Origin of the sequence: Microbacterium canaveralium (genome assembly GCF_047238045.1) — a bacterium.
Taxonomy (GTDB): Bacteria; Actinomycetota; Actinomycetes; order Actinomycetales; family Microbacteriaceae; genus Microbacterium.
Genome location: NZ_JBDFMA010000004.1, coordinates 49,579 through 68,903 on the forward strand (window position 1 = coordinate 49,579; position 19,325 = coordinate 68,903).

At 66.3% G+C, this 19,325-nt stretch carries 22 protein-coding genes; 7 read left to right on the top strand and 15 right to left on the bottom strand.

The window, feature by feature from the left end:
- The first annotated feature begins 29 nt into the window (after window positions 1-29).
- Window positions 30-779: an ABC transporter permease gene (locus ABC271_RS17730; protein ID WP_230006180.1), complete on the top strand. Its 750-nt coding sequence runs from the start codon at window positions 30-32 to the stop codon at window positions 777-779.
- Between the two features lie 12 nt (window positions 780-791).
- On the opposite strand, the gene ABC271_RS17735 is transcribed toward ABC271_RS17730, so the two are convergent.
- Genes ABC271_RS17735 through ABC271_RS17745 form a run of 3 tightly spaced genes read right to left on the bottom strand, consistent with a single transcriptional unit; the run spans window position 792 to window position 3,197 of the window.
- Window positions 792-1,796, bottom strand: a complete 1,005-nt coding sequence (locus tag ABC271_RS17735) for a sensor histidine kinase (protein ID WP_230006181.1) — start codon at window positions 1,794-1,796, stop codon at window positions 792-794.
- Window positions 1,793-2,467 carry a response regulator transcription factor gene (locus ABC271_RS17740; RefSeq protein ID WP_230006182.1) on the bottom strand — a complete coding sequence of 225 codons (675 nt, stop codon included), beginning with the start codon at window positions 2,465-2,467 and terminating at the stop codon, window positions 1,793-1,795. The genes ABC271_RS17735 and ABC271_RS17740 overlap by 4 nt, the downstream gene beginning before the upstream one ends.
- A 52-nt stretch (window positions 2,468-2,519) precedes the next feature.
- The gene (locus tag ABC271_RS17745) at window positions 2,520-3,197 is read right to left on the bottom strand and encodes a phosphatase PAP2 family protein (protein ID WP_230006183.1); all 678 of its coding nucleotides are present in this window, start codon (window positions 3,195-3,197) and stop codon (window positions 2,520-2,522) included.
- 153 nt (window positions 3,198-3,350) lie between these two features.
- Between ABC271_RS17745 and ABC271_RS17750 the strand changes: the two genes are divergently transcribed.
- On the top strand, window positions 3,351-3,674 hold the full coding sequence (locus ABC271_RS17750; protein ID WP_230006184.1) for a hypothetical protein: 324 nt from the start codon (window positions 3,351-3,353) through the stop codon (window positions 3,672-3,674).
- Window positions 3,675-4,195: 521 nt separating this feature from the next.
- A complete protein-coding gene (locus ABC271_RS17755) occupies window positions 4,196-4,666 on the top strand; it encodes a helix-turn-helix domain-containing protein (RefSeq protein WP_412926220.1) in 471 nt (156 codons plus the stop codon).
- An 873-nt stretch (window positions 4,667-5,539) separates the two neighbouring features.
- Here the strand turns inward: ABC271_RS17755 and ABC271_RS17760 are convergent.
- The 3 genes from ABC271_RS17760 to mobC are packed head-to-tail and all read right to left on the bottom strand — an operon-like array spanning window position 5,540 to window position 8,496.
- The gene (locus tag ABC271_RS17760; RefSeq protein ID WP_230006187.1) at window positions 5,540-6,364 is read right to left on the bottom strand and encodes a hypothetical protein; all 825 of its coding nucleotides are present in this window, start codon (window positions 6,362-6,364) and stop codon (window positions 5,540-5,542) included.
- A 12-nt stretch (window positions 6,365-6,376) separates the two neighbouring features.
- Window positions 6,377-8,098: a relaxase/mobilization nuclease domain-containing protein gene (locus ABC271_RS17765; RefSeq protein ID WP_412926221.1), complete on the bottom strand. Its 1,722-nt coding sequence runs from the start codon at window positions 8,096-8,098 to the stop codon at window positions 6,377-6,379.
- Window positions 8,098-8,496 (bottom strand): plasmid mobilization relaxosome protein MobC, encoded by a 399-nt coding sequence (gene mobC, locus ABC271_RS17770; RefSeq protein ID WP_412926222.1) that lies wholly within the window; start codon window positions 8,494-8,496, stop codon window positions 8,098-8,100. Before mobC ends, ABC271_RS17765 begins: the two co-directional genes overlap by 1 nt.
- A 272-nt stretch (window positions 8,497-8,768) precedes the next feature.
- Between mobC and ABC271_RS17775 the strand changes: the two genes are divergently transcribed.
- Window positions 8,769-9,155, top strand: coding sequence for a hypothetical protein (locus ABC271_RS17775; protein WP_230006190.1), 387 nt, complete (start codon window positions 8,769-8,771; stop codon window positions 9,153-9,155).
- Between the two features lie 283 nt (window positions 9,156-9,438).
- Entirely contained in the window at window positions 9,439-10,374 is a 936-nt protein-coding gene (locus ABC271_RS17780; protein ID WP_412926223.1) for an FRG domain-containing protein, read from the top strand.
- Here ABC271_RS17780 and ABC271_RS17785 read toward each other — a convergent pair whose 3' ends face one another.
- From ABC271_RS17785 to ABC271_RS18760, 9 genes are all read right to left on the bottom strand, one after another.
- A complete protein-coding gene (locus ABC271_RS17785) occupies window positions 10,375-10,968 on the bottom strand; it encodes a recombinase family protein (protein WP_270354005.1) in 594 nt (197 codons plus the stop codon). It abuts the gene before it with no gap.
- Window positions 10,965-11,852: a Fic/DOC family protein gene (locus ABC271_RS17790; protein ID WP_412926224.1), complete on the bottom strand. Its 888-nt coding sequence runs from the start codon at window positions 11,850-11,852 to the stop codon at window positions 10,965-10,967. Before ABC271_RS17790 ends, ABC271_RS17785 begins: the two co-directional genes overlap by 4 nt.
- Entirely contained in the window at window positions 11,788-12,051 is a 264-nt protein-coding gene (locus ABC271_RS17795) for an antitoxin VbhA family protein (RefSeq protein WP_391407276.1), read from the bottom strand. The genes ABC271_RS17790 and ABC271_RS17795 overlap by 65 nt, the downstream gene beginning before the upstream one ends.
- Window positions 12,052-12,202: 151 nt before the next feature.
- Complete coding sequence (locus ABC271_RS17800; RefSeq protein ID WP_100812215.1) at window positions 12,203-13,015, bottom strand: AAA family ATPase; 813 nt, start codon at window positions 13,013-13,015, stop codon at window positions 12,203-12,205.
- Window positions 13,015-14,400: a Mu transposase C-terminal domain-containing protein gene (locus tag ABC271_RS17805; protein WP_341013614.1), complete on the bottom strand. Its 1,386-nt coding sequence runs from the start codon at window positions 14,398-14,400 to the stop codon at window positions 13,015-13,017. The genes ABC271_RS17800 and ABC271_RS17805 overlap by 1 nt, the downstream gene beginning before the upstream one ends.
- 7 nt (window positions 14,401-14,407) lie before the next feature.
- On the bottom strand, window positions 14,408-15,004 hold the full coding sequence (locus ABC271_RS17810; protein WP_100812217.1) for a recombinase family protein: 597 nt from the start codon (window positions 15,002-15,004) through the stop codon (window positions 14,408-14,410).
- A 297-nt stretch (window positions 15,005-15,301) separates the two neighbouring features.
- On the bottom strand, window positions 15,302-16,555 hold the full coding sequence (locus ABC271_RS17815) for an NADH:flavin oxidoreductase/NADH oxidase (protein ID WP_299086755.1): 1,254 nt from the start codon (window positions 16,553-16,555) through the stop codon (window positions 15,302-15,304).
- Window positions 16,556-16,685: 130 nt separating this feature from the next.
- A complete protein-coding gene (locus tag ABC271_RS17820; protein WP_299086753.1) occupies window positions 16,686-17,300 on the bottom strand; it encodes a sirohydrochlorin chelatase in 615 nt (204 codons plus the stop codon).
- Complete coding sequence (locus ABC271_RS18760) at window positions 17,240-17,437, bottom strand: MerR family DNA-binding transcriptional regulator (protein WP_459564437.1); 198 nt, start codon at window positions 17,435-17,437, stop codon at window positions 17,240-17,242. Before ABC271_RS18760 ends, ABC271_RS17820 begins: the two co-directional genes overlap by 61 nt.
- A gap of 54 nt (window positions 17,438-17,491) precedes the next feature.
- Between ABC271_RS18760 and ABC271_RS17830 the strand changes: the two genes are divergently transcribed.
- Together ABC271_RS17830 and ABC271_RS17835 are read left to right on the top strand one after the other, a co-directional pair.
- Window positions 17,492-17,806, top strand: a complete 315-nt coding sequence (locus ABC271_RS17830) for a thioredoxin family protein (protein WP_100812219.1) — start codon at window positions 17,492-17,494, stop codon at window positions 17,804-17,806.
- Window positions 17,803-19,152: a dihydrolipoyl dehydrogenase family protein gene (locus ABC271_RS17835; RefSeq protein ID WP_100812220.1), complete on the top strand. Its 1,350-nt coding sequence runs from the start codon at window positions 17,803-17,805 to the stop codon at window positions 19,150-19,152. Before ABC271_RS17830 ends, ABC271_RS17835 begins: the two co-directional genes overlap by 4 nt.
- Window positions 19,153-19,325: the final 173 nt, after the last annotated feature.

A 19,325-nucleotide genomic window follows, 5' to 3' on the forward strand; every position in this document is an offset into this window, starting at 1 on the left:
CGAGGTGTCGGGGTCGCTAACCTTCGGGGGTGACCGACTCTGAGTTACTCCTCCGCACCCTTGTGAGCGTGCTGGCGCTCGGCGGTGTGGCGGTGGTCGTTCTGCGTGTGGCGGGCGTTCGACGGTGGTGGGGGCCTGCCCGAGCGCTTTTTCGTGCGAGCGTGCAGCTGGCGGCATTGAGCCTGGTGCTGGCGGGCATCATCGCCGACCCGTGGTGGGTGGCGGGGGCGCTGATTGTGATGTTCGTCGCGGCCGTGGCCGTGTCCGCTCGTCGCGCCGGGGTGGCCCTGGTGGACTTCTGGCGAACGGCCGCAGCCATGGGCGCAGGAGTCAGCCTGGCGGGGATGGTGGTGTTCTCCTCCGAGGCAGTGGAGCTCACCCCCCGATACGCCCTTGCAGTCGGAGCGATGGTGGTGGGTAACGCCATGACCGTGGCAACCCTGGCGGGGCGGCAGTTCGCCCAGGCTCGACTGGACCGGTGGTCAGAGGTGGAGGCGTGGCTCGCGCTCGGTGCCGGCCCGCGGCGCGCTGTACGGGATGTGGCGCGCATTGCGGTGCACGATGCGCTCATCCCCGCGGTCGATCAGACTCGAACGACAGGCCTGGTCGTCTTGCCGGGCGCGTTCGTAGGCGCAATCTTCGGCGGATTGTCGCCGATTGAGGCGGGCCGTTTCCAGCTTGTGGTGCTGGCGGCGATCCTAGCCTCGGGGACGATCACGGCGGTGCTGACGGTCCGCCTCACCTCGCGGGTGGCGGTGCGGCCGAGCGCGCTGCGCTGAGGAGGCGTGTGGCTAACGCCGGCTGGCGAACAGCGGTACCCGAAGAGTGATCGTGGTGCCGGCGGAAGAGGTGGCTGACACCTGAGCGGTGCCGCCGTAGCGGGCGACGGTGTCCTGGACGAGGGAGAGGCCGATACCGAATCCGGTACGGCTGGAGCCTCCACCATCCACAGCATCCGCGGACCGGGCGAACCGGTCGAAGATGCGACTGGGCGCGATGCCTTGAATTCCGGGGCCTTCATCGATGACGTCGATGACGGCTTGAGCGCCCTCCTTGCGAGCCGTCACGACGACTTTCGCGCCGGCAGGTGAATGCTTGACGGCGTTATCCAGCAGGGCGACAACGCTGCGCTGCAAGCTGGCGGCGGGCATCGCGACGGCGAGGTCATCGTCGGGTGGACGACTGACAAGATGCACATCGCGTTCACGGGCCAGGATCGACATCGACGAGACTGCGGAGTCGGTGACCTCGGCGAGGGAGGCGGGTGTGGTGACGGACCCGGTGGGTACCTCGACGGCGTCCAGCAGATCGGAGACAACGCCGATGACGGAGCGGGAGTCGTCGCGCAGCTGGGCGACGACCTCGTGGTGGGGGTCGGAGTCCGGCAGTCCCCGCTGCAGCATCTGGATGCGCGCGTCGAGGATTGCCAAGGGGGTGCGCAGTTCGTGTGACGCGTCGGCGACGAACTGACGCTGACGGCGCAACGCGTCGACAAGGGGGCGGACCGCTCGGCGGGTGACCAACCACCCCAGGAGGCCGGCTGAAGCGATAGCGCACGCGCCGATGACCGCGCCGCCGAGGATGATGTCTAAGCCTTCAATGTCGACGACGGTCTCGTGACGTTGAGGGCTGAGCAGCTCTCCGAGTGGGATCTGGGTGAAGACAACCGAGAACGCAGCGATCAGGACCGCCAGTACCAGCACGGACACGGCCAGGGTGATGGTGAGTGCGACGCGGAGGGCTGTCGCCCGGATGAGCTGAGCGTCAGCGTCGGAGGGACGCCGGCGGTTGATCACATCAGCCCCAGACGGTAGCCCCGTCCGCGGACGGTTTGCACGATGCCGGGGTCGGTTTTCTTGCGAAGGTAGTGCACGTAGGTGTCGACTGTGCCCGGGGTGTCATCTTTAGAGAAGACCGCACGGAGGATGTCGTCGCGAGTGAAGGTGCGCTGGGGGTTGACGGCGAACAGCTTCAGCAACGCGCTCTCCCGGTCGGTGAGGATGGTGCGGCCATCGTAAGGCGAGTACACAGCACGCGAGTCCGGGTAAAACTCCCACTCACCAATCCGCACGAACGGCCCCTCACCGTTGCCGACGCGACGAATGGCGCGCAAGCGGGCGAACAGTTCATCGAACTCGAACGGTTTCACCAAGTAGTCGTTCGCGCCGGCGTCCAGCCCGCGCACCTTGTCCTGGACGGTGCCGAGCGCGGTGAGAATGAGCATCGGAACGCTCGCGCCCGCTCGACGAAGCGTCTCCACGATGGTGAGCCCGTCCACGGTGGGAAGGCGGCGGTCGACCACCATCACGTCGAAGGCGTGCGTGCCTGCGATGTCGAGCGCGTCGCCCCCGTCGGGCGTGAGGGTGACGTCGTATACCTCGTCGAGGACTTTCGCCATTAGCGGCCCCAGTTGCGCGTCGTCTTCCACGAGGAGGAGCCGGGGGCGATCCGTTGTCGGAGTGGTCATCGGCGTCCTCCTCGCTGCCGTCGCTTCAGGGTCATGTGGTGGGGTTGCCGAGTCATTGCCGCGCCGCCTCGAGGGTGTGTAAACGCCGGGTGAGCCATGGCACGCGTTGGCATACTTCGTAGACTGCCAGGGATCCCACCGAGACAAGGATGATCGACGCGGTCACATCGAGCGGGTAGTGCGCTCCCAGATACATGCGTGACCACGCCGTCGCCACGACGAACACGGCGCCGAGGATGCTTACTATGACCTGCGTCCGGCCTGCCGTGCTCAGTACCACCCACGTCGCGAGGGCGGCGGCGAAGGCGGTGTGTCCGCTCGGATAGCTGAACGTCACCGGGTCAACGCCGGTGGGGAACGGCAGCGCTGCGCTGTCCGGTCGGGGTCGCTGGACGATGACCTTCACCACATCCGCCAAGGCCCACGGCACGGTGACCTGAATGAGGGCGCGGACCACCGCGGGGAACGACCGGGTCACGGCTGCGACAATCGCCAGCGCCACCGCAAGGACGATGACCGCGCCGGTCGGCCCCAACCCGACGTTGATGGCATGGGCCACGAGGTCGAAGAATCCGGAATGGACGCCGTTCACGCCGGTGACAACGGTGAGCTCGGTCGCAGTCCAGCCCGCCGACATGCGGGCGAGCAACCCTACAACGACGATGAGCGCAAAGACCCCCGCCAGGGAACACAGCGCCGCGATAAGAGGTCCCCGGGAACGTTTCATCATCCGAGCACCCTCGCGCCACCGTTCTAAGAAACCACTCATACTCTGCGAAGAACTCCTCGCCGGGTGCCGCGGGAACATCCTTCGAGGTTTCTTACAACGCGGCGGGAATCCTGTCCTTGCAACCCCGTCCGAGGTTGCAGAAAGGAACGCATCATGAACGCGCTCAAACGCAAGTGGCTGGGTGTCGGAACGCTCGTCTTGCTCAGCGTCGGAGGAGTCGCCGCGATGGCGGTGCCTGCGTCCGCCAGTGTCACGTCGGTGTCAACGCCGGCTCCCACGGCCACCGACCCGGGCGTCGAAGACGGCACCAACGACGGCGAGACCGCGGACGACCAGGCCGGGGAGACCCCCGGCCAGGAGACCGCCGACGAGGCTGGGGAGGTTCCCGGGCAGGAGACCGCCGACGACCAGGGTGTCGAAGACGGCACCAACGACGGCGAGAGCGCCGACGACGCAACGGCCACGCCCGCTCCGTGACCACAAGCCCACGCGTGGGTGGCTAAGACCCCCTCGGCCACCCACGCGTGTTCCTGGGTGACACGGCGGAGAGGTTTGCCCTGCGTCTTCCTGCTGCGGTTGACTACCCCTATGTTTGCCCGGGTCGCTCCGCATAGTCCGAGAGGGCGTGCGTGGGGGCGGCCGACGTGATCTCGGAGAGCGCACGCCCACTTCGTCCTCACCGAAGCATCGACCACCGCAAGCTGCCCGTGCATCAGGCCGGGGCCTTGCCCGCACAGCAGGTTGTCTCCGCTTTCGATGAACAAGTCGAGCGGGAGACAGCGTGGGCGCCGCACTCGCACGCCACCCACGAGCTGTTGTGGAATGAAAGTGGCGTCTCCACTGTGGCAGTGGGCAATCGGGTGTGGACGATAACCCCCACTTTGGGGGGGTGGATTCCCGCCGGACTGGTGCATGCAGCAACAGCTGCCGCAGGCACGTGATATCGCACGAACCACTTCGATGTCACCCGTGTACCTCGGCTGGCGCAGGGTGTCGCCGTGGTTCAGATCACGCCGCTGCTGCGTCTGCTCCTCACGCGGCTGACCAGCCCGGAACTATCTGCGTCGTCGCGGGGACTCACCGAAAAAATGGTGCTCGATGTCATTGAGCCTGCGCCGCGGGAAATCACCGTCACCATCCCATCGGCGCCGCTGCTGCAGCCCATCGTCGAAGCCCTCCGGGACGACCCCGGGGATCGACACTCCCTCGGTGACTGGTCCCGCACACTCGGGGTTTCGACTAAGACCCTCACGCGTGTTTTTCGCTTTGAAACCGGTCTCCCCTTCACTCGTTGGGTCGCGGCCGTCAGGGCACAAGACGCGATCTATCTGCTCGGTCGGGGGACGCCGCTGGAGGAGGTGGCGATGTTGTTGGGGTACTCCAGCCCAAGTGCCTTCGGTGCGGCCATCAAACGAGTCACCGGTTCAACGCCGAGCACGTTCCAAGCCGTCGCTGGGCAGCATTCCTGATCTGCCCCCTCGTATCCACCGATCGATCAGGGGGCCTCCGGGATCAATGTAATCGCGCTTGACCGAGACGGCGTCGATGGGCGCAGCATGGGAGCTCGATGATCTCCAGCGCCCCATCGAGCTTGGGCGCTTTTAGCAGCGTGAAACACCGAGCGAATGCGACCAATTTCGGCGCAGGATCTGGAAAAAGGCAGGCGCCAAACGCGTCAAGTCCGCCGCAAGAGACGGCTTGGCGCCCACTCCCCCGGCTCTCAGACTCTCGAAGAGAGCCCACCGGTAGTCGACCGTTATGTCAGTTATCTGACAAAACACGTCTACGCGAACGTGCAGGCGCACGCAAGTTCCGCGAACCCCGCCGATATGCACTTGCTACTGCGAGACGTACTCGATCACTACGTGCCGATGCTCGTCGACGCCGAAATCGGCGCGTTCTCCCAGTGCGCCCACGACTGCAAGCCGGTCGGCCAGCTCGACGCGGTCACACCAAGGACGGGAGGACGGGAGAACGGGACTGAGCGCCCTTTGAACGGCCCGGCGGCTCTTCCGTTTCGGGTCCCTGAACCTAGTTCAGATGGATCCGGCGCTTGATCCGGCTCGGATGAAGACTCGCTCCAGGAGGAGGTGGATGGACGCCGCGTCCGAGTTGTTGGCAAACATCTCGTGACCAGGTCCGCACCCCACCTCCACACGACATTTCCTGATGTGGGCCCGGCGATCGCCTGACCACACGAGCCGCATGACCAATTTGACAGCGGCGTCATAGCTGAACGATACCTAGTTGCGGTGTCGCCGGGAAACATCGCGGAACGATCCGCCCGACGGACTACCGCATCCAGCCCAGGCCTGGCCCGTCTCAATTGGTGGAACGGGCGCTCAGCGGCTTAGCTCGGACCGCTGCACGCGCGCCGCTGCCGAGCGTGCCGACCTCACCCTCACCGCGTTCGCGGGTGCACCCTTGAGGGCCTCGGTGGCCGGCTTGGCGTTGCCGACGTCGGCGTGCATCTTCGCGGCCACGGCCTCCCGGTCGATGCCCTTCGCCTCGAGCTGGTTCGCGTCGTTCTCACGCCGCTCTGCGGAGTCGTACTTCGGGCCGGCCTCAGCATGCGCGGACTCGGCCGCGCGCTCGAGCGACTGTGCCTCCTCAGAGCTCTCAGAAGCGTTCTCGGCGCGCTGGTCCGCTGCCTTGGCCTGACGGTCGGCGCGGTCGGTTTTGCGCATCAGTAGCGCCGCCTCGGCCTCCTCACCGGTGCCGCGCTGGCGTTCCGTTTCGGACTGGCGGCGCAACAGCTCGGCGTCGACGGCTGCCCGCACCGCCTGGGGGTCGCCGCCGGCCTGGGCGGTGTCGACGCCGTAGCGGGTGCGCAGCTCGTCGCGCATGTGCGCCTCGGCGCGTACGGCTTCAGGATCTTCGTTGGCCCACGCGCGCGCCGTGGCGAGGGTCGTGCCGATCTGCTCGGGGGTCGCGCGCTCCCACCAGTCGTTCCGGTGGACGCTGCCGTACTCCGCGCGTGCGCTCTGGCGTTCGGCGTTCATCCGAGACGTCAGCTCGCGCGCCTCCTGCTGTCTCACCACCTGTGCGCGTCGAGCAGCTTCCTCGCGCTGTCGGGCAATGATTTCGCCTACGCGGCCGGCGGCGGTCGCCGCGACGCGGAGCTGCCCCTCGAACGCTTCGGAAATGCCGTCGCTCTCATCGGCCATGACGTGCTCCTCTCATCGTTCCGGGCCTCGGTCGGGCCCCTGGGTTGCGCTGGTGCGGGGTCGGGTCGGTTCGATCGTCGACGGGAGCGGCGAGGTCGTTCCCTTGCGACGGTTCTCCTCGGCGCGGTTCATCTTGTCCAGCGCCTCGCGTGTGGCCTCGTCAATTGCCGCGGACATGTCGATGCGGCGCGGTTCGGTCTTCGTCGCCGTCGCCGTGGTGGCCGTCGCCGGCAGGGCCGCGCGCACGCGCACGAGACGGGCGCGAATGTCGGTGGCGATCGCTTCCGCATGGCGTGCTTGCTGCGCGGCCTTGGCGGCGTCATAGACCGCCTGGGTGAGGTTCATGAGCTGACGCAGCATGGCGGCTTGCGCAGCGGTTCCCTGCCCGCCTCGAACGGCACTGGCAAGGAGCATCGCCGCGCCGCCGGCCGACACCCGCCCCGCCTTCTGGGGCCTGGCGTGGCCGCGGTACGTCTGCGCCGACTTCGCCAGCTCATCGGATGCCGCAGCGAGGTCGCCGGGAACTTCCTCGACGGCGTTCGACCACGCCGCGAATGCTCCCGACGTCTGCCGTGCGACGCGCGCCCACGTGTCGCGGTCCTCGAGCGGAACCGAGCGCAGCGCCTCGCGCAACTCGCCCAGCTCGGCGGTGTACCGATCCCACAGCTCGGGGTCGGGCTCGACAGTCTCACGTCCCGGTGCGACGGGACGCTGGTTCCGCTTGGCCGCGTTCCACTCGGCCGCGGCATCCATCGCACCGGTCGCGCTGTCGGGCCACTCGGCCCGCAGTCGAGGCAGGGTGAGGTCGCGGCCCATGTGACCGCCGCCGTACCAAATGGGACGCTCCCCCGGTGCGGGCTTCGCTGCCACCGAGTAGCCGGTGATGACGTCGGTCTGACCGTCCGCGTAGCGGGGTCGGACGACGACACCGGAGCGGCGCAGCCGACGCACGAACTCGGCCTCATTGGCGCTCGCACTCGCGCACGCGCGGACCTTACGGGCGAGGTCGTTGCGCGGTGCATTGAGACGAATCTCCGCGGTGATGCGCGCCTGTCGCTCGCGCGGGTCAAGCTGGTCCCAGGGCGTAACGTTCCCGGCGATTTTCTCCGCGTGCGCTTCGTACTTCCGCTGTGCGAACAGCGCGGAACGCTCCTCGACCTTGGCCTGTTCGGCGGGGCTGTAGCCGCGCGTCGCGCGCTCGCCCTTTAACGACTCCAACAGCTCTAGGCCGTGTTTCACTTCGAGCGCTCGTGCGGCGTTCTGCGCGCGCACGTAGTCGAGGTGAGTGGATGCCTTCGTGCCGTCCTCGCGGACGAGGTTGACGGCGATGTGCACGTGGTCGTTACCGGACTTTGACAAGCCGTGACGCACCGCAACCCAACGGCACGGCGCCTTGGTGCCGTCGTTGTCGTCGAACCCCATTGCGGCCACAAAGTCGGTGGCAATCGCGTTCCACTCGGCGTCGGTCTTGATGCCCTCCTCAGCGCGCAGCGAGAGGGAAGCGTGCCAGACGTGCCCGCCCTTGACGTCGACCCCGAGCTGCTTGTGCGGGCGGTCCAGGTGACGCGCGATCGCCAGGCCGCTATCGCGGCTCAGCTCGGCGTCGTCGTACCAGGCCATGAGCGCATCGTCGCCCGCGACAAGGTGCGGCTCCGTGTGCTCGTTGTGGCGACCGCCACCGACGAGATACGTCACGAGGCCCGACATGCGATCGCCCCGCGTGATGTTCGGCATCACGTCAAGCTCAGCTCGTCGGTCAGCTCGTCGATCTGCATCGCGGTCTTGCGCACGGCGGTGAGCGTCGCGAACGTCTCGGGGTGCAGCTCGCGCGTGGCGTTGGTTGCCTTCGCGATCTGGTTGACGTTGTTCGAGATAGCCGCGAGAAGGCGGTGCAGCTCGTACAGCTTCGTGATCATTGCGCGCCGCTCGGATGCCGTCTCGCCGGCATCCTGCGCAAGCGCGCTCTCCACGAGAAGGCGCGGGATTGTCACACCCTGCGCGAGGGCCAGACGCAACAGCACGCCCTCCTCCTCGGGGCTGGCCTTCACAACGTGACGCGCCACGCGACCGCCGGCCACATTCGGGCGGCGTCGACGCTCGGACGGGCGAGGCGAAGGCGTCTCATCAGACATCCTCACCCTCCCTTCGGCCCAGCGCAGCGACCCCGCCCCCGCGGGGACCGCACACATCAAGTGTGCCGCACCTTTCGACGCAAGTCGAGAGGTCAAGTCCATTTAGAGCACCTAAACGTATAGCTTGCTCCGTCCGGGACTCGCTCCGTCCGGGACTCGTATCGAGGTCGCTCACGGCGACAGCCGGGAGTGGTCGCGGCTGTCGCCGTGACGGTCCTGCCGTGAGCGCGAGAAATCTCGCGCGGACGGCGCAGCATCCATAGGCTGCTTGCATGGCTAAGGAACTCTCCCCCCAGGAAGCAATCGAGCGCGCGCAGCGCGCACTTGACGATCGACTGACGTCGGTTCGCGAGCTGGCCGAATCTCGGCAGAACCTCGCGGACGTGCGCGAGGCATCCGCGGCGCGCATCGCTGAGGTTGAGCGTGAGGAACGCGAAAAGGTCGCCGCCGCCGAGCGTGACGACGCGCGCGCCTACAGTGCGACGATCGACGCCGGTTGGACGCCCGCCGAGCTGCGCAAGATCGGCTTTGCGGAGGCAGCGCAGAAGCGCGCACCGCGCAAGCGCCAGGCACGCAAGTCGACGTCGAGCGAGGCCGCCGCGACGCCGCCGGCCGACGCCGCCGAGAACGACGGCGACCGTCAGTCGTACGGCGGCTGACATATCCCCCTGACCACCTGTGGACGGCCCGAGCTACCTCCGGGCTCCACCCGCCCACAGGTGGACAGCGGGACCCTATTTGTCCGACCGCTCCGCGGCCTCGTTGGGAAGATTCCCCCTCCCCCTGATGCCCGGGATTGTGTCACAGCCCAGCACCCCGTCAAGGGCGCTTCGCGTCACTCCGTGATGCGGCAAGCCGCACCCTTGACGGAGTGCCGTTCTGTGAAGGGCGGCATGTATCAGGGGGACGGGAAAAGAGTGGTGATAACGCTACGTTGTCCACATGGTCGGGGAGCTTTGGAAGATCACAAACCATTGGGTGAAGCCGTCGACACCCCGTGAAGTGATGGCAATCGTGGGCGCGATTGGCGTCTACAGCACGGGCCAGAGGTTTGCGTGGCGGGGGCTGCCGTCGGCGGACTATGACCTCGCCTCGTCGCTCCACCGATCTGTGGGTGGTCTGAACGAGACCGCCGTGCGAGAGCGTGAGCTAGAGATTATTGCGGAAGCGCGTAAGTGGGGATTGGGGACGCACGCGACCGGTCGAGTTGACGACCTCCAACTCTTAGCTGATCTGCAACACTTCGGGGCCCCAACCCGTCTGCTCGACGTCATCGCGAACCCCATGACGGCTCTCTGGTTCGCGTGCCAACCTACAACGGCCAACCCCTCGACCGACACGTTGGGGAGAACGCGCGGCACAAGCGGCCTACTGCTGGCCCTCAACATCACGCAGTGGCCTCGAATGTCGACCATCTTCGACGGCAGGTTCACGTACAGCTATCTGCGGGACGGGGAAGCGGCACGATTGAGCACGCAGCTCGCCAAAGGGAGCCCGTTTGTCGTCGATTCAGGGGCTCCGAACGACCGCCTGCGGGCTCAAGAGGGCTTCTTCGTCACCGGCGCCGTCCCCGACACTCTGCCGACGAGAGCAATCCAAGTCGGGGACGAACACATGGTGACACCACAACGGACTCCCTTCCGCTCGATCCGCGTCGACTGGGACAACGACGTTGATCCCGAAACTCTTCGGCGACGGCTGCTGAATCCACGCCAGGGTCGGCCAGCACCTCTGCCATTCGTGGCCGTAATCATCGACGCGAAACTAAAGAGCCGGCTCTTGGCCTACCTGGACGGCACCTACAACAGGTCAGCTCGCGTGCTGTTTCCCGACTACCAGGGGTACGTCGCGTACGGCCAACACATGCCCAGAGGCTAGCTACGCCGACTGCGGCTGGTCGACGTCGCGGGGCAGGTCAGCGTACGCACGAGATGCTGTCGACTTGTCGACGCCGAGCACGCGCCCGATATGCGCGAAACTCAGGCCCTCGTCATCGCGCATCCGGCGTAGCTGCGTGAGCTGGTCGGCGCTGAGCTTCGAGGGTCGACCGATCGCCTTGCCCTGCGCGCGGGCGTGATCCATGCCGCGCTGCGTGTTCTCCCGAATCGTGTCGACACGAAGCTCTGCGAACACGGCGACGATCCCGAACAGGGCGCGGCCCATCGGGGTTGTCGTGTCGATCTGCGGTTCGGTCAGACTGCGAATGTCGATGCTGCGTTCGCGCAGCTCGTTCAACGTGTCGAGGATGATCCGTTCACTGCCGCCGAGACGGTCGAGGCGGCGCACCAACAGGGTGTCACCCTCACGGAGGTAGTCGAGGCACGCGACCCACTGCGGACGCGCAGCGATCCGGCTGGACTCGCCATGGTCGACGAACACACGGGTAGCGCCGGCCGCGCGCAGCTCGGCCTCCTGCGCATCCGGGTTCTGCTCCCGGCGCGAGACACGGGCGTACCCGATCACCTTCGTCATTTCTCGAGCCCTCCTGTCGGGAACCGGTCGGACATGTAGCCGGGGCCGCTGCGACGCGCCTGGGGCGGCTGCTGGCCGCTCTGGCCGGCGCCCCGGGTCGCTTCCTTCGGGGGCCGCTGGTAGCTGGCGCTGATGACGGCTCGGACGTCTGCGAGAGGGTCGGCCGCGGGGGCCGGCTTCTCGACGCTGATCGCATGGAAGATCGGCACGAGCGACGTCGGATCGGGAGCGCTCTTGTCGAGGTCGGGCCGGCTCATGGCGGATGCCTGGTTCCACTGCTCGGGCGTCACCCGGTCGAACTCGAACCGGAACGGTGAACCTTCGGCCAGGTCGTGCATGAACTGCTTCGAGGTGCGTCCGTTGCCCTCTCGGAACGGGTGCGCCTGGTTCACGTACGCGAACACCGTGGCGCTGGTGGCGATGAAGTCGTTACGGCTGATTGACACCCAATCGGTCGACGTCGCGATCTGGCGCACCTCGGACAGGTAGCGGTCCACCTCGCCGTCGTTGACGCGACCGAACTCCCGTCCCGGACCCTTCGACATGTTGACGGTGCGGTACTCCCCCGCCCACTCGTACACGTCCTGGAACAGGTGCCGGTGGATTGCCATCAAGTGCTCCGCGTCGAAGGTCTTCGGGATATCGACCATCCCCGCTTCCAGCTCCGCGCCGCGGCGGGCGGTACGCCCGTACTCGCGGTCTTTCAGCTCGAAGAAGTCGCGCTCATCGAACTTGTTGCGCAGCGTCCCGTTCCCGAACTGCGGGTTATACGTCTCGGGGTAGAAGTACGACTCCCAGGTGTCGAAACGCTCGGGCACGTCAGGCTGCGCCGACGATGCCGGCGGCTCGTCGAGACACCTCGGCCGCACGGTGAGCTGCGGCATCCGAGCGACGGTCGTACTCGTCCCCGTCGATCGCGCCACGCACGTAATCGGTCAGGTTCTCGACGTCCTCGCGCGTGGGCTCCCAGCCCTCGTGCCAGCCGGCGGCGAGCGACTGCACCACGGCGCGACGCTGCTTGTCGTCGAGCTGCGCGAACAGCTCCGGGTACTGCTGCTCGATCTTCATCTGCGACTCGGCCACGGTGGCTCCCTTCGGTCTTCACCAATTCTACCAAATGATGCAAAAGGGCTCTACTTAATTTCGCATCAATTCGGGTTTTGCGACGGGGTTTTGCACCGCGCCGTGTGGAGTTTGCCGCTCTTTGGCGGTGTTCTGTGATCGCTTCGTGTCGCTAGTTGCCGATGACGAGAATGCTCGCGGCGGCTTCAATGACGTCGTCGGTAATGGTGTCGAGCTGGTTGATCTTCAGCACGCGATTGATCTGGGGGAAGAGCCGTTCGAGCAGGCGGAAGTTGCCGCGGGTGATGCGTTCGATGGCGGCGATGGCTTGAGCGTCGGTGAAGTCGTCAGGGTCGAGAGTCCTGCCGAGTCGCTTCCAGTGGCGGTCGAGAACGAAGAGGAGCTCTTCCCGGCCAAGGGCGCGGTAGTGGTGTGAGAAGCCGAGGCGGCTGTAGAGCTGGGGGTAGTGACGGAAGCGTTCGTCGATACCGGGCATGCCGATCAGGATCATCGCGAGATGCGTGCGGTCGTGACGGTCGCGGAGAAGCTCCAAGGCGGTCGGGGTGAGCCGTTCGGCTTCGTCGATGATGAGGAGCTCGACCAGGCGGGTGACGTCGTTCTGCCTGACCACTTCACCGTCGGGCATGAGGGAGCGGAGGTGCTCGTCGGCGCAGAGTCCGACTTTGATCTGCCAGTGGTCGATGTCGTGCATGAGGTCCTTGGGCCGGCAGAGGACTTCGGGTGTGTAGAAGACGGTGCGGGATCGGTTCGCCAGGGCATAGTGCTTTGCGTCGTGATCGCCTCTCGGTCCCCACGCGTTGATGTAGGGCTCGAGGGCGTCCCAGTTCGCGTAGCGGCGGGCGGAGTTGGTTTTCCCGACGCCGGCGGCGCCGTGGCAGATCCCGATGGTTTTCTCCTTTCGGACGGCGTTGGCGAACTCGGTGAAGCGTCGGTGTTCTTTGGTGACGATGAATGCCTGGTTCATCACTCGTCCTCTTCGTAGGTGCGAAGCCGTGGCCGCCGCTTGATCGGTTCGGGGGTGCGAGGTTCCTGGCGGGTGGCAACGGTCGGAATGCGATCGTGGATTGCACGACGCAGCTGCTTGCGGCGGGCGCGGCGGGCGGTTTCGATGTCGCGGAGGCTGAGGCGGAGGTTGGGGTGGGCCTCGTCGATGGCGGTGCAGATGAACGTGTCGCGGTCGTAGACGCGGATCTCGGAGATGTCCCGGGGGTCGTACCGGATCGTGATGGTGTGACCGACGAACGGCGCCAGGGTTGGGGCGAGGTAGCGCTGGCCTTGGAAGTGGATGCCGTCGCGTTGCACGACCCGGTTCTTCGGAACAGTAAGGAGCAGCCCGTCGAGCTCTTGAAGGCTCTCGGGCATCCGCGGAAGCCAGCCGTCCGCGACCCACGCATCCCGGGGTGAGATCCCCAGCTCGCTGTGGGGCCGGTCGTTGTAGGTGCCGATGAAGTCGCCGATGGCACGGTCGAGGCCTGCGAGGTCGAGCATAGGCATTGGTGTTCGGCTGCCGGGTCCGAGGTGGCCGGGGAGCGTGGCTAGGAGTTCGGTGTTGATGGTTCCGAAGAACCGTTCGATCTTCCCGCGGCCTTGGGGTCGCCCGACGGCGGAGTGGACGATCCTGATGTGCAGGGCGAGTGCGATCTGCTCGAGGTGGTGGCTGATGAAGTCGGAGCCGTGGTCGACGTGGAGGATGTCGGGGATGCCGCACATTGCCCACGCTGGGTCTGTCTTTCGCCAGATCGCCTGTCGGAGAGCGAGGGCGGTGTTGATGGCTGAGGGGGCGCCGGTGAAGACCATGTATCCGCAGATGGCGCGGGAGTAGTCGTCCATGACCGTGGTGAGCCAGGGGCGGTCGGGTTTTCCGTCGGCGCCGACGATGAGGATGTCGAGTTCGGTGTGGTCGGATTGCCAGGTTTGGTTGGGGTGTTCCGCGCGGCGGCGGAAGACGAGCTCGTGCTTGTCCCGGTACGAGACCGGTCCCTCAAGTGCCAGGGTGACAAGGGCAGGATCGAGTGCTTGGACGATCTGGCGGACGGTCGCGTAACTCGGCACCGGCAGTTCGTGCGCTTCCGCCTCCGCGGAGGCGAGCCGGTGCAAGGTGGCGATGCTTGGGCGTGGCCGGGTCAGCGCCAATCGTTCGATGAACGCGACAGTCTCCGCTGATGTTCGGCGGCCCCCCTTGTCGTTGCGGTCATGAGGTTCGAGGGCTGCGATGCCGCCTGCGCGGTAGAGCTGGTGCCAGCGTTGGAGGGTGCGGGCGGAGATCCCGGTCTCCCGGGCGAGGACGGCGAGTGGGATCTGGTCTTCGACATGAAGCCGAAGAACACGCCACCGTTCGGCCGCGTCCATGAGTCACTTACACGGTGGTGCTCTCGCGGGCCGCGAAGGCCTGCTGGTGGCGGTAGAGGGTGGCTCGGCTCCAGCCGACGAGTTTCGCGGCATCTGCCGCGGTCCGGCCCTTGGCCCTGGCCTCGGTGACGAGCTTGAGTTTGTCAGCGACGACGACAGGATCCGACAAGGGCCGGCCGAACTTCGTGCCGCCTTGCCGAGCAGCAGTGATCCCGGCATTCACCCGTTCCGTGATCAGCTCGCGCTCGTACTCAGCCAAAGTGGCAAGCATGTTCAGCATCAGCCGGCCGGAGGTCGTCGACGGGTCGATGCCATCAGAGATGCTCTGCACCTGGACGTTTCGCTCCCGAAGGAGCTTCACGGTGTTGAGAACATCGATGAGTGACCGTCCGAGGCGGTCGACTCGCCAGACGACGACCGTGTCGCCGGGCTTGGCGTAGTCGAGGAGTTTCTTCATTCCGGGCCGGGAGATCGCGGTTCGGCTACCTGAGGTGACGTCGGCGAAGATGTCGCGCTCCTGCACGCCGGATTTGACCAGGGCGTCGACCTGCAGTTTCGCGTCTTGGCTTCTGGTGCTGACCCGCGTGTACCCGAGATGCCTCACCCGACCATTGTGCCTCAATAACTGCTAGAAGCGGCGAAGGAAAGACAGTTTGCGGTAAGACATGTTTCCAAGACAAATGGCGTCCCGGAAATCCGCCACTTCCCTCGGCTGCTCGGAAGGGGTTTCGCGTGCCTCGGAAAACTTTACCTTTCTGGGGCACTGGTTACGAGTCTTAGTCGACCCGAGGATCGACACGCAAGCTTCGATAGGTCCTCAACTGGGACCCGTCTGCGGTAAGAAAATGAAGGCTCGAGCCCTCCCGGGGGCTCGAGCCTTCATTGTTTATCAGCCTGGAGGTCAGGCGACCTCGAGCTCTTCTTCGCGTTCCTCGGCGAAGTCGATGCTCACGGGGGCCGGCGACTCCTCGATGACCGGGGCCGATGCGGCGACTCCGGCGACCTGGGTGAGGGAGGCGCCGTTGGTGGCGGCGGGCCAGCCGATGGCTTCATCGACACCGCGGAGGTTGCGGAGCCACCAGGCCCAGTCCTCGGGCACCAGGCTGAAGGGGTCGGCGTAGCCGAGCACGCGGGCCGCGTAGACCGGCCAGTGCGCGTTCGCCAGGGCCGGGCGGCCGAGGTAGACGAGGTCTAGCAGGTTCTCTTCGATGACGCGGTTGGCGATCTCGGGCTGCCCGAGGTTCCAGCTGGTGGCGACCGGGATGCCCACCTCCTCTTTGACGCGCGTGGCGTTTTTGACCATACCGCCGAGCACGCCGATCGGGATGTCGCCGCTCATGTTGTCGGTGTTGAATCCGATACTCAGGTCGGCGAGGTCGAGGCCGTGGTCTTTCATCCAGCCGATCGCGGTCACGGACTCGTCCACGGTGACGCCGTCAGGGTGCAGGTCGTCGATGCCGAGGCGCATGGTGAGGGGGATGCGGTCGGGCAATACCGCGCGCACGGCGTCGAGCGCTTCGAGGTGGAAGCGGGTGCGGTTCTCGAGGCTGCCGCCGTACTGGTCGGTGCGCTGGTTGGCGAGGGGGGAGAAGAACTCGCTGCCGAGGTAGCCGTGGGCGAAGTGCATCTCGATCCACTCGTAGCCGGCCTCGACGGCGCGGGCCGCTGTGTCTGCGTAGTCCTGCATCAGTTGGGCGATCTCTTCGACGGTGAGCGCGCGGGGAACGTAAGGCATGTCCCCGCCGTAGGCGATGGCGGACGGTGCGCGGGTCTCCCAGCCGGCTTCGTGCTCCGGGGGAAGCATGTGCCCGCCCTCCCAGGGCGTGACCAGACTGCCCTTTCGGCCGGTGTGGCCGAGTTGGATGGCTGCTACGCCGCCCATCGATTTGATCATGTCGACGGTACGCTTGTGGCCCTCGATCTGATCGTCGTTGTAGAGACCGGCGCAGTGCGTTGTGGTGCGGCCGTCAGGGGTGATGGCGATCTGTTCGGGGAACACAAGGCCGAAGCCGCCGGCCGCCCGGGCTCCGAGGTACATCAGGTGGAAGTCGTCGAGTTTTCCATCGGTCGAACGGTACATGGTCATCGGCGACATCGCGATGCGGTTCCGCAGCGTGACGCCTTTCAGCGTGTAGGGGGTGAAGAGATTCGGCATCGGGTTCCTTTCGAGAGCGGGTGAGTGTGAGGAGAGGATGGGGCGGAGCGTGGGTGGGTCGTGGTCACAGTCGACCATCGGCAACCACCGGCGGCGGCTTCGTGGCGATTGCCGCCCGGTAACGTTCTGCTCACGAGGCCACGAGGCGCGTGTGAGGTCTCTGCCTGGCAGCGGTTTCGGCGGCGGACTCGGCGTAGCGATCGAGCACGATCGAGACGATCTCGGGTGGCGCCGCGGCATCCTGCACCAGCAGCGGGTCGGTGGCCAGGTCGGCATTCATCGCGTGGGCGAGGTCGTTGAAGTACCCCGGGGCGAGCAGATAGGTGCTGACGACCACCCTGCGGCCCGGGTTCAGTCGCCGCGCTTCGGCGATGGCGGCGGGCAGTGCGGGTGCGGAGGCGCTGATGAATCCGACCGTCACCGGCCGATGCAGCACCACTCCGAGGCGGCGGGCCATCTCGAAGCAGTCGTCGACGGCGCGCGAATCACTCGATCCGGCGCAGCCGAGCACGACGGCATCGTCAGAGCGGAGGCCCGCCTGCCCGAGGCGGCGGGCGAGCACGCGCACGAGACGGTCGTCGGGCCCCAGAGCACGGGCGACGGTCACGATGCGGTCGTCGACGGATGCTTCGTTCACCAGGTCGACGTGAACGTGGAAACCCGCACTCAGCAGCAGGGGCACGATCACGGCGGCCCGGCCCGCGGGCAGGGACGAGAGCACAGCGGCAACGTCGGGCTGCTGCACGTCGACATGCCCGGGCAGTGCGGTGACCGGTATCCGTTGCTTTGTCGGCTCGGGGCCGGCAGGAGGCCCTCGCGTTCGTAGAAGCGAAGGGTTTGAGTGCTGACGCCCGTGGCCGCGGCGAGGTCTCCAATGCGCATGTGACCATCACACCACTTGACCTTGTACCGGGCTGCAACGTTTACGGTCGTTGGATGGAGATCACGTTGCAGTACTTCGATGGGTGCCCGAACTGGCAGACGACCGAGGAGCGCCTCGCCGTGATCACGGCGGAACGATCCGACATCACGGTGAGCCGGCAGCTCATCGAGACACAAGCGGAAGCGGAAACGGTCGACTTCCGCGGCTCCCCGACTCTCCTGGCCGACGGTGTGCCGTTGTTTCCCGTGCCGGAGGCTCCGCCTGGCCTGTCGTGCCGGGTGTATCTGACACCAGCAGGTCTTGCCGGGTCCCCCACGACAGAGCAGATCCGCGACGCCATCGTGAACGTCGAAGCGGGCACCCGGTGAGTGACGCGTTGGACCTGCTGGTCATCGGTGCCGGCATGGCTGGCACGTCCGCTGCGAACAAGTGCGCCGCACAAGGCTGGCGGGTCGGGATCGTCGACGCGCTCCCCTACGGCGGCACCTGCGCTCTCCGGGGATGCGACCCGAAAAAGATCCTTCGCCGCGGCGCCGAAATCGTCGATGCCGCCCGGCTGATGAACGACACCGGCATCACAGAAGCTGGCCTCCGTGTCGATTGGCCGGCACTCATGCAGCGCAAGCGCGGCTTCACCAACGGGGTACCAAAAGGCATGGAAGACGAACTCACCGGCAACGGTGCCACCACCTTCCACGGTCACGCCGAGTTCACCGGCCCGAACACCATCACCATCGATGGCACCACCCACGAGGCGGAGCGGTTCCTCATCGCCTCCGGGGCCACCCCGAGGCTTTTGACATTCCCGGGCGCGGAGCACCTCATCGACAGCACCCAGTTCCTCGACCTCGATGCCCTACCGCAGCGGATCGTGTTCATCGGCGGCGGGTTCATCTCGTTCGAATTTGCCCACATCGCCGCCCGAGCCGGCGCGCACTGCACGATCATCGACCGCGGCCCGCGGCCCCTGCGCGAATTCGACCCCGACCTGGTGGAGCTGCTGACCTCACGCACCGAACAAGCCGGTATCCGCGTCCACCGAAACACCAGCGTCACCGCCATCGAGGCAACCCCCTCCGGATTCCAGCTCAACGTCGACACCAAAGGCACGACCACCCGCCTTGACGCGGACCTCGTCGTCCACGGTGCTGGCCGCGTCCCGAACCTCGAAAGCCTCCACCTGGACGCTGCCGGCATCGCGAGCAGCTCACACGGAGTAACCGTCACCGGACACCTGCAAAGCACCACCAATCCCGCCGTCTACGCGGCAGGAGACGCCGCTAACACCGCGGGACGGCCCCTGACGCCGGTCGCCGTGTTTGAGGGTAAAGTCGCGGCCTCGAACATGCTGAAAGGCACCACGACAGCGCCCGACTACACCGGAGTTCCCACGACCGTATTCACCATCCCGGAACTGAACCGGGTCGGTCTCCTCGAAGAAGAAGCTGCCGAAGGCCACAACACTGCCGTCCGCTTTACCGACACCAGCAACTGGTACTCCACCTACCGGGTCGCCGAGACCACCGCCGCCGCCAAGATCATCATCGATACCGACACCGACCAGATCCTCGGCGCACACCTCCTCGGCCCCGGCTACTCCGAACTGATCAACACCTTCGGTATCGCCATCAAGCTCGGCCTCACCACCCGGCAACTCAAATCCACCACCGCCACCTACCCCTCCCTCGGCTCCGACCTCGGCTCCCTGCTTTAACCGAGCAAAGCAGAGAGTCAACAACCCTCTGCTTTCAGCCAGTTACCGAGCCCGACGCACCCGCCAACGAGCGATCAAAAAACACTGCCAGAGAGCGGCAAAGTCCACACGCGCCGATCCGCGGTTTTCCGGCACCTCGTCGACGGCCCTGCGGGTGGTGCGAAACCGATCGG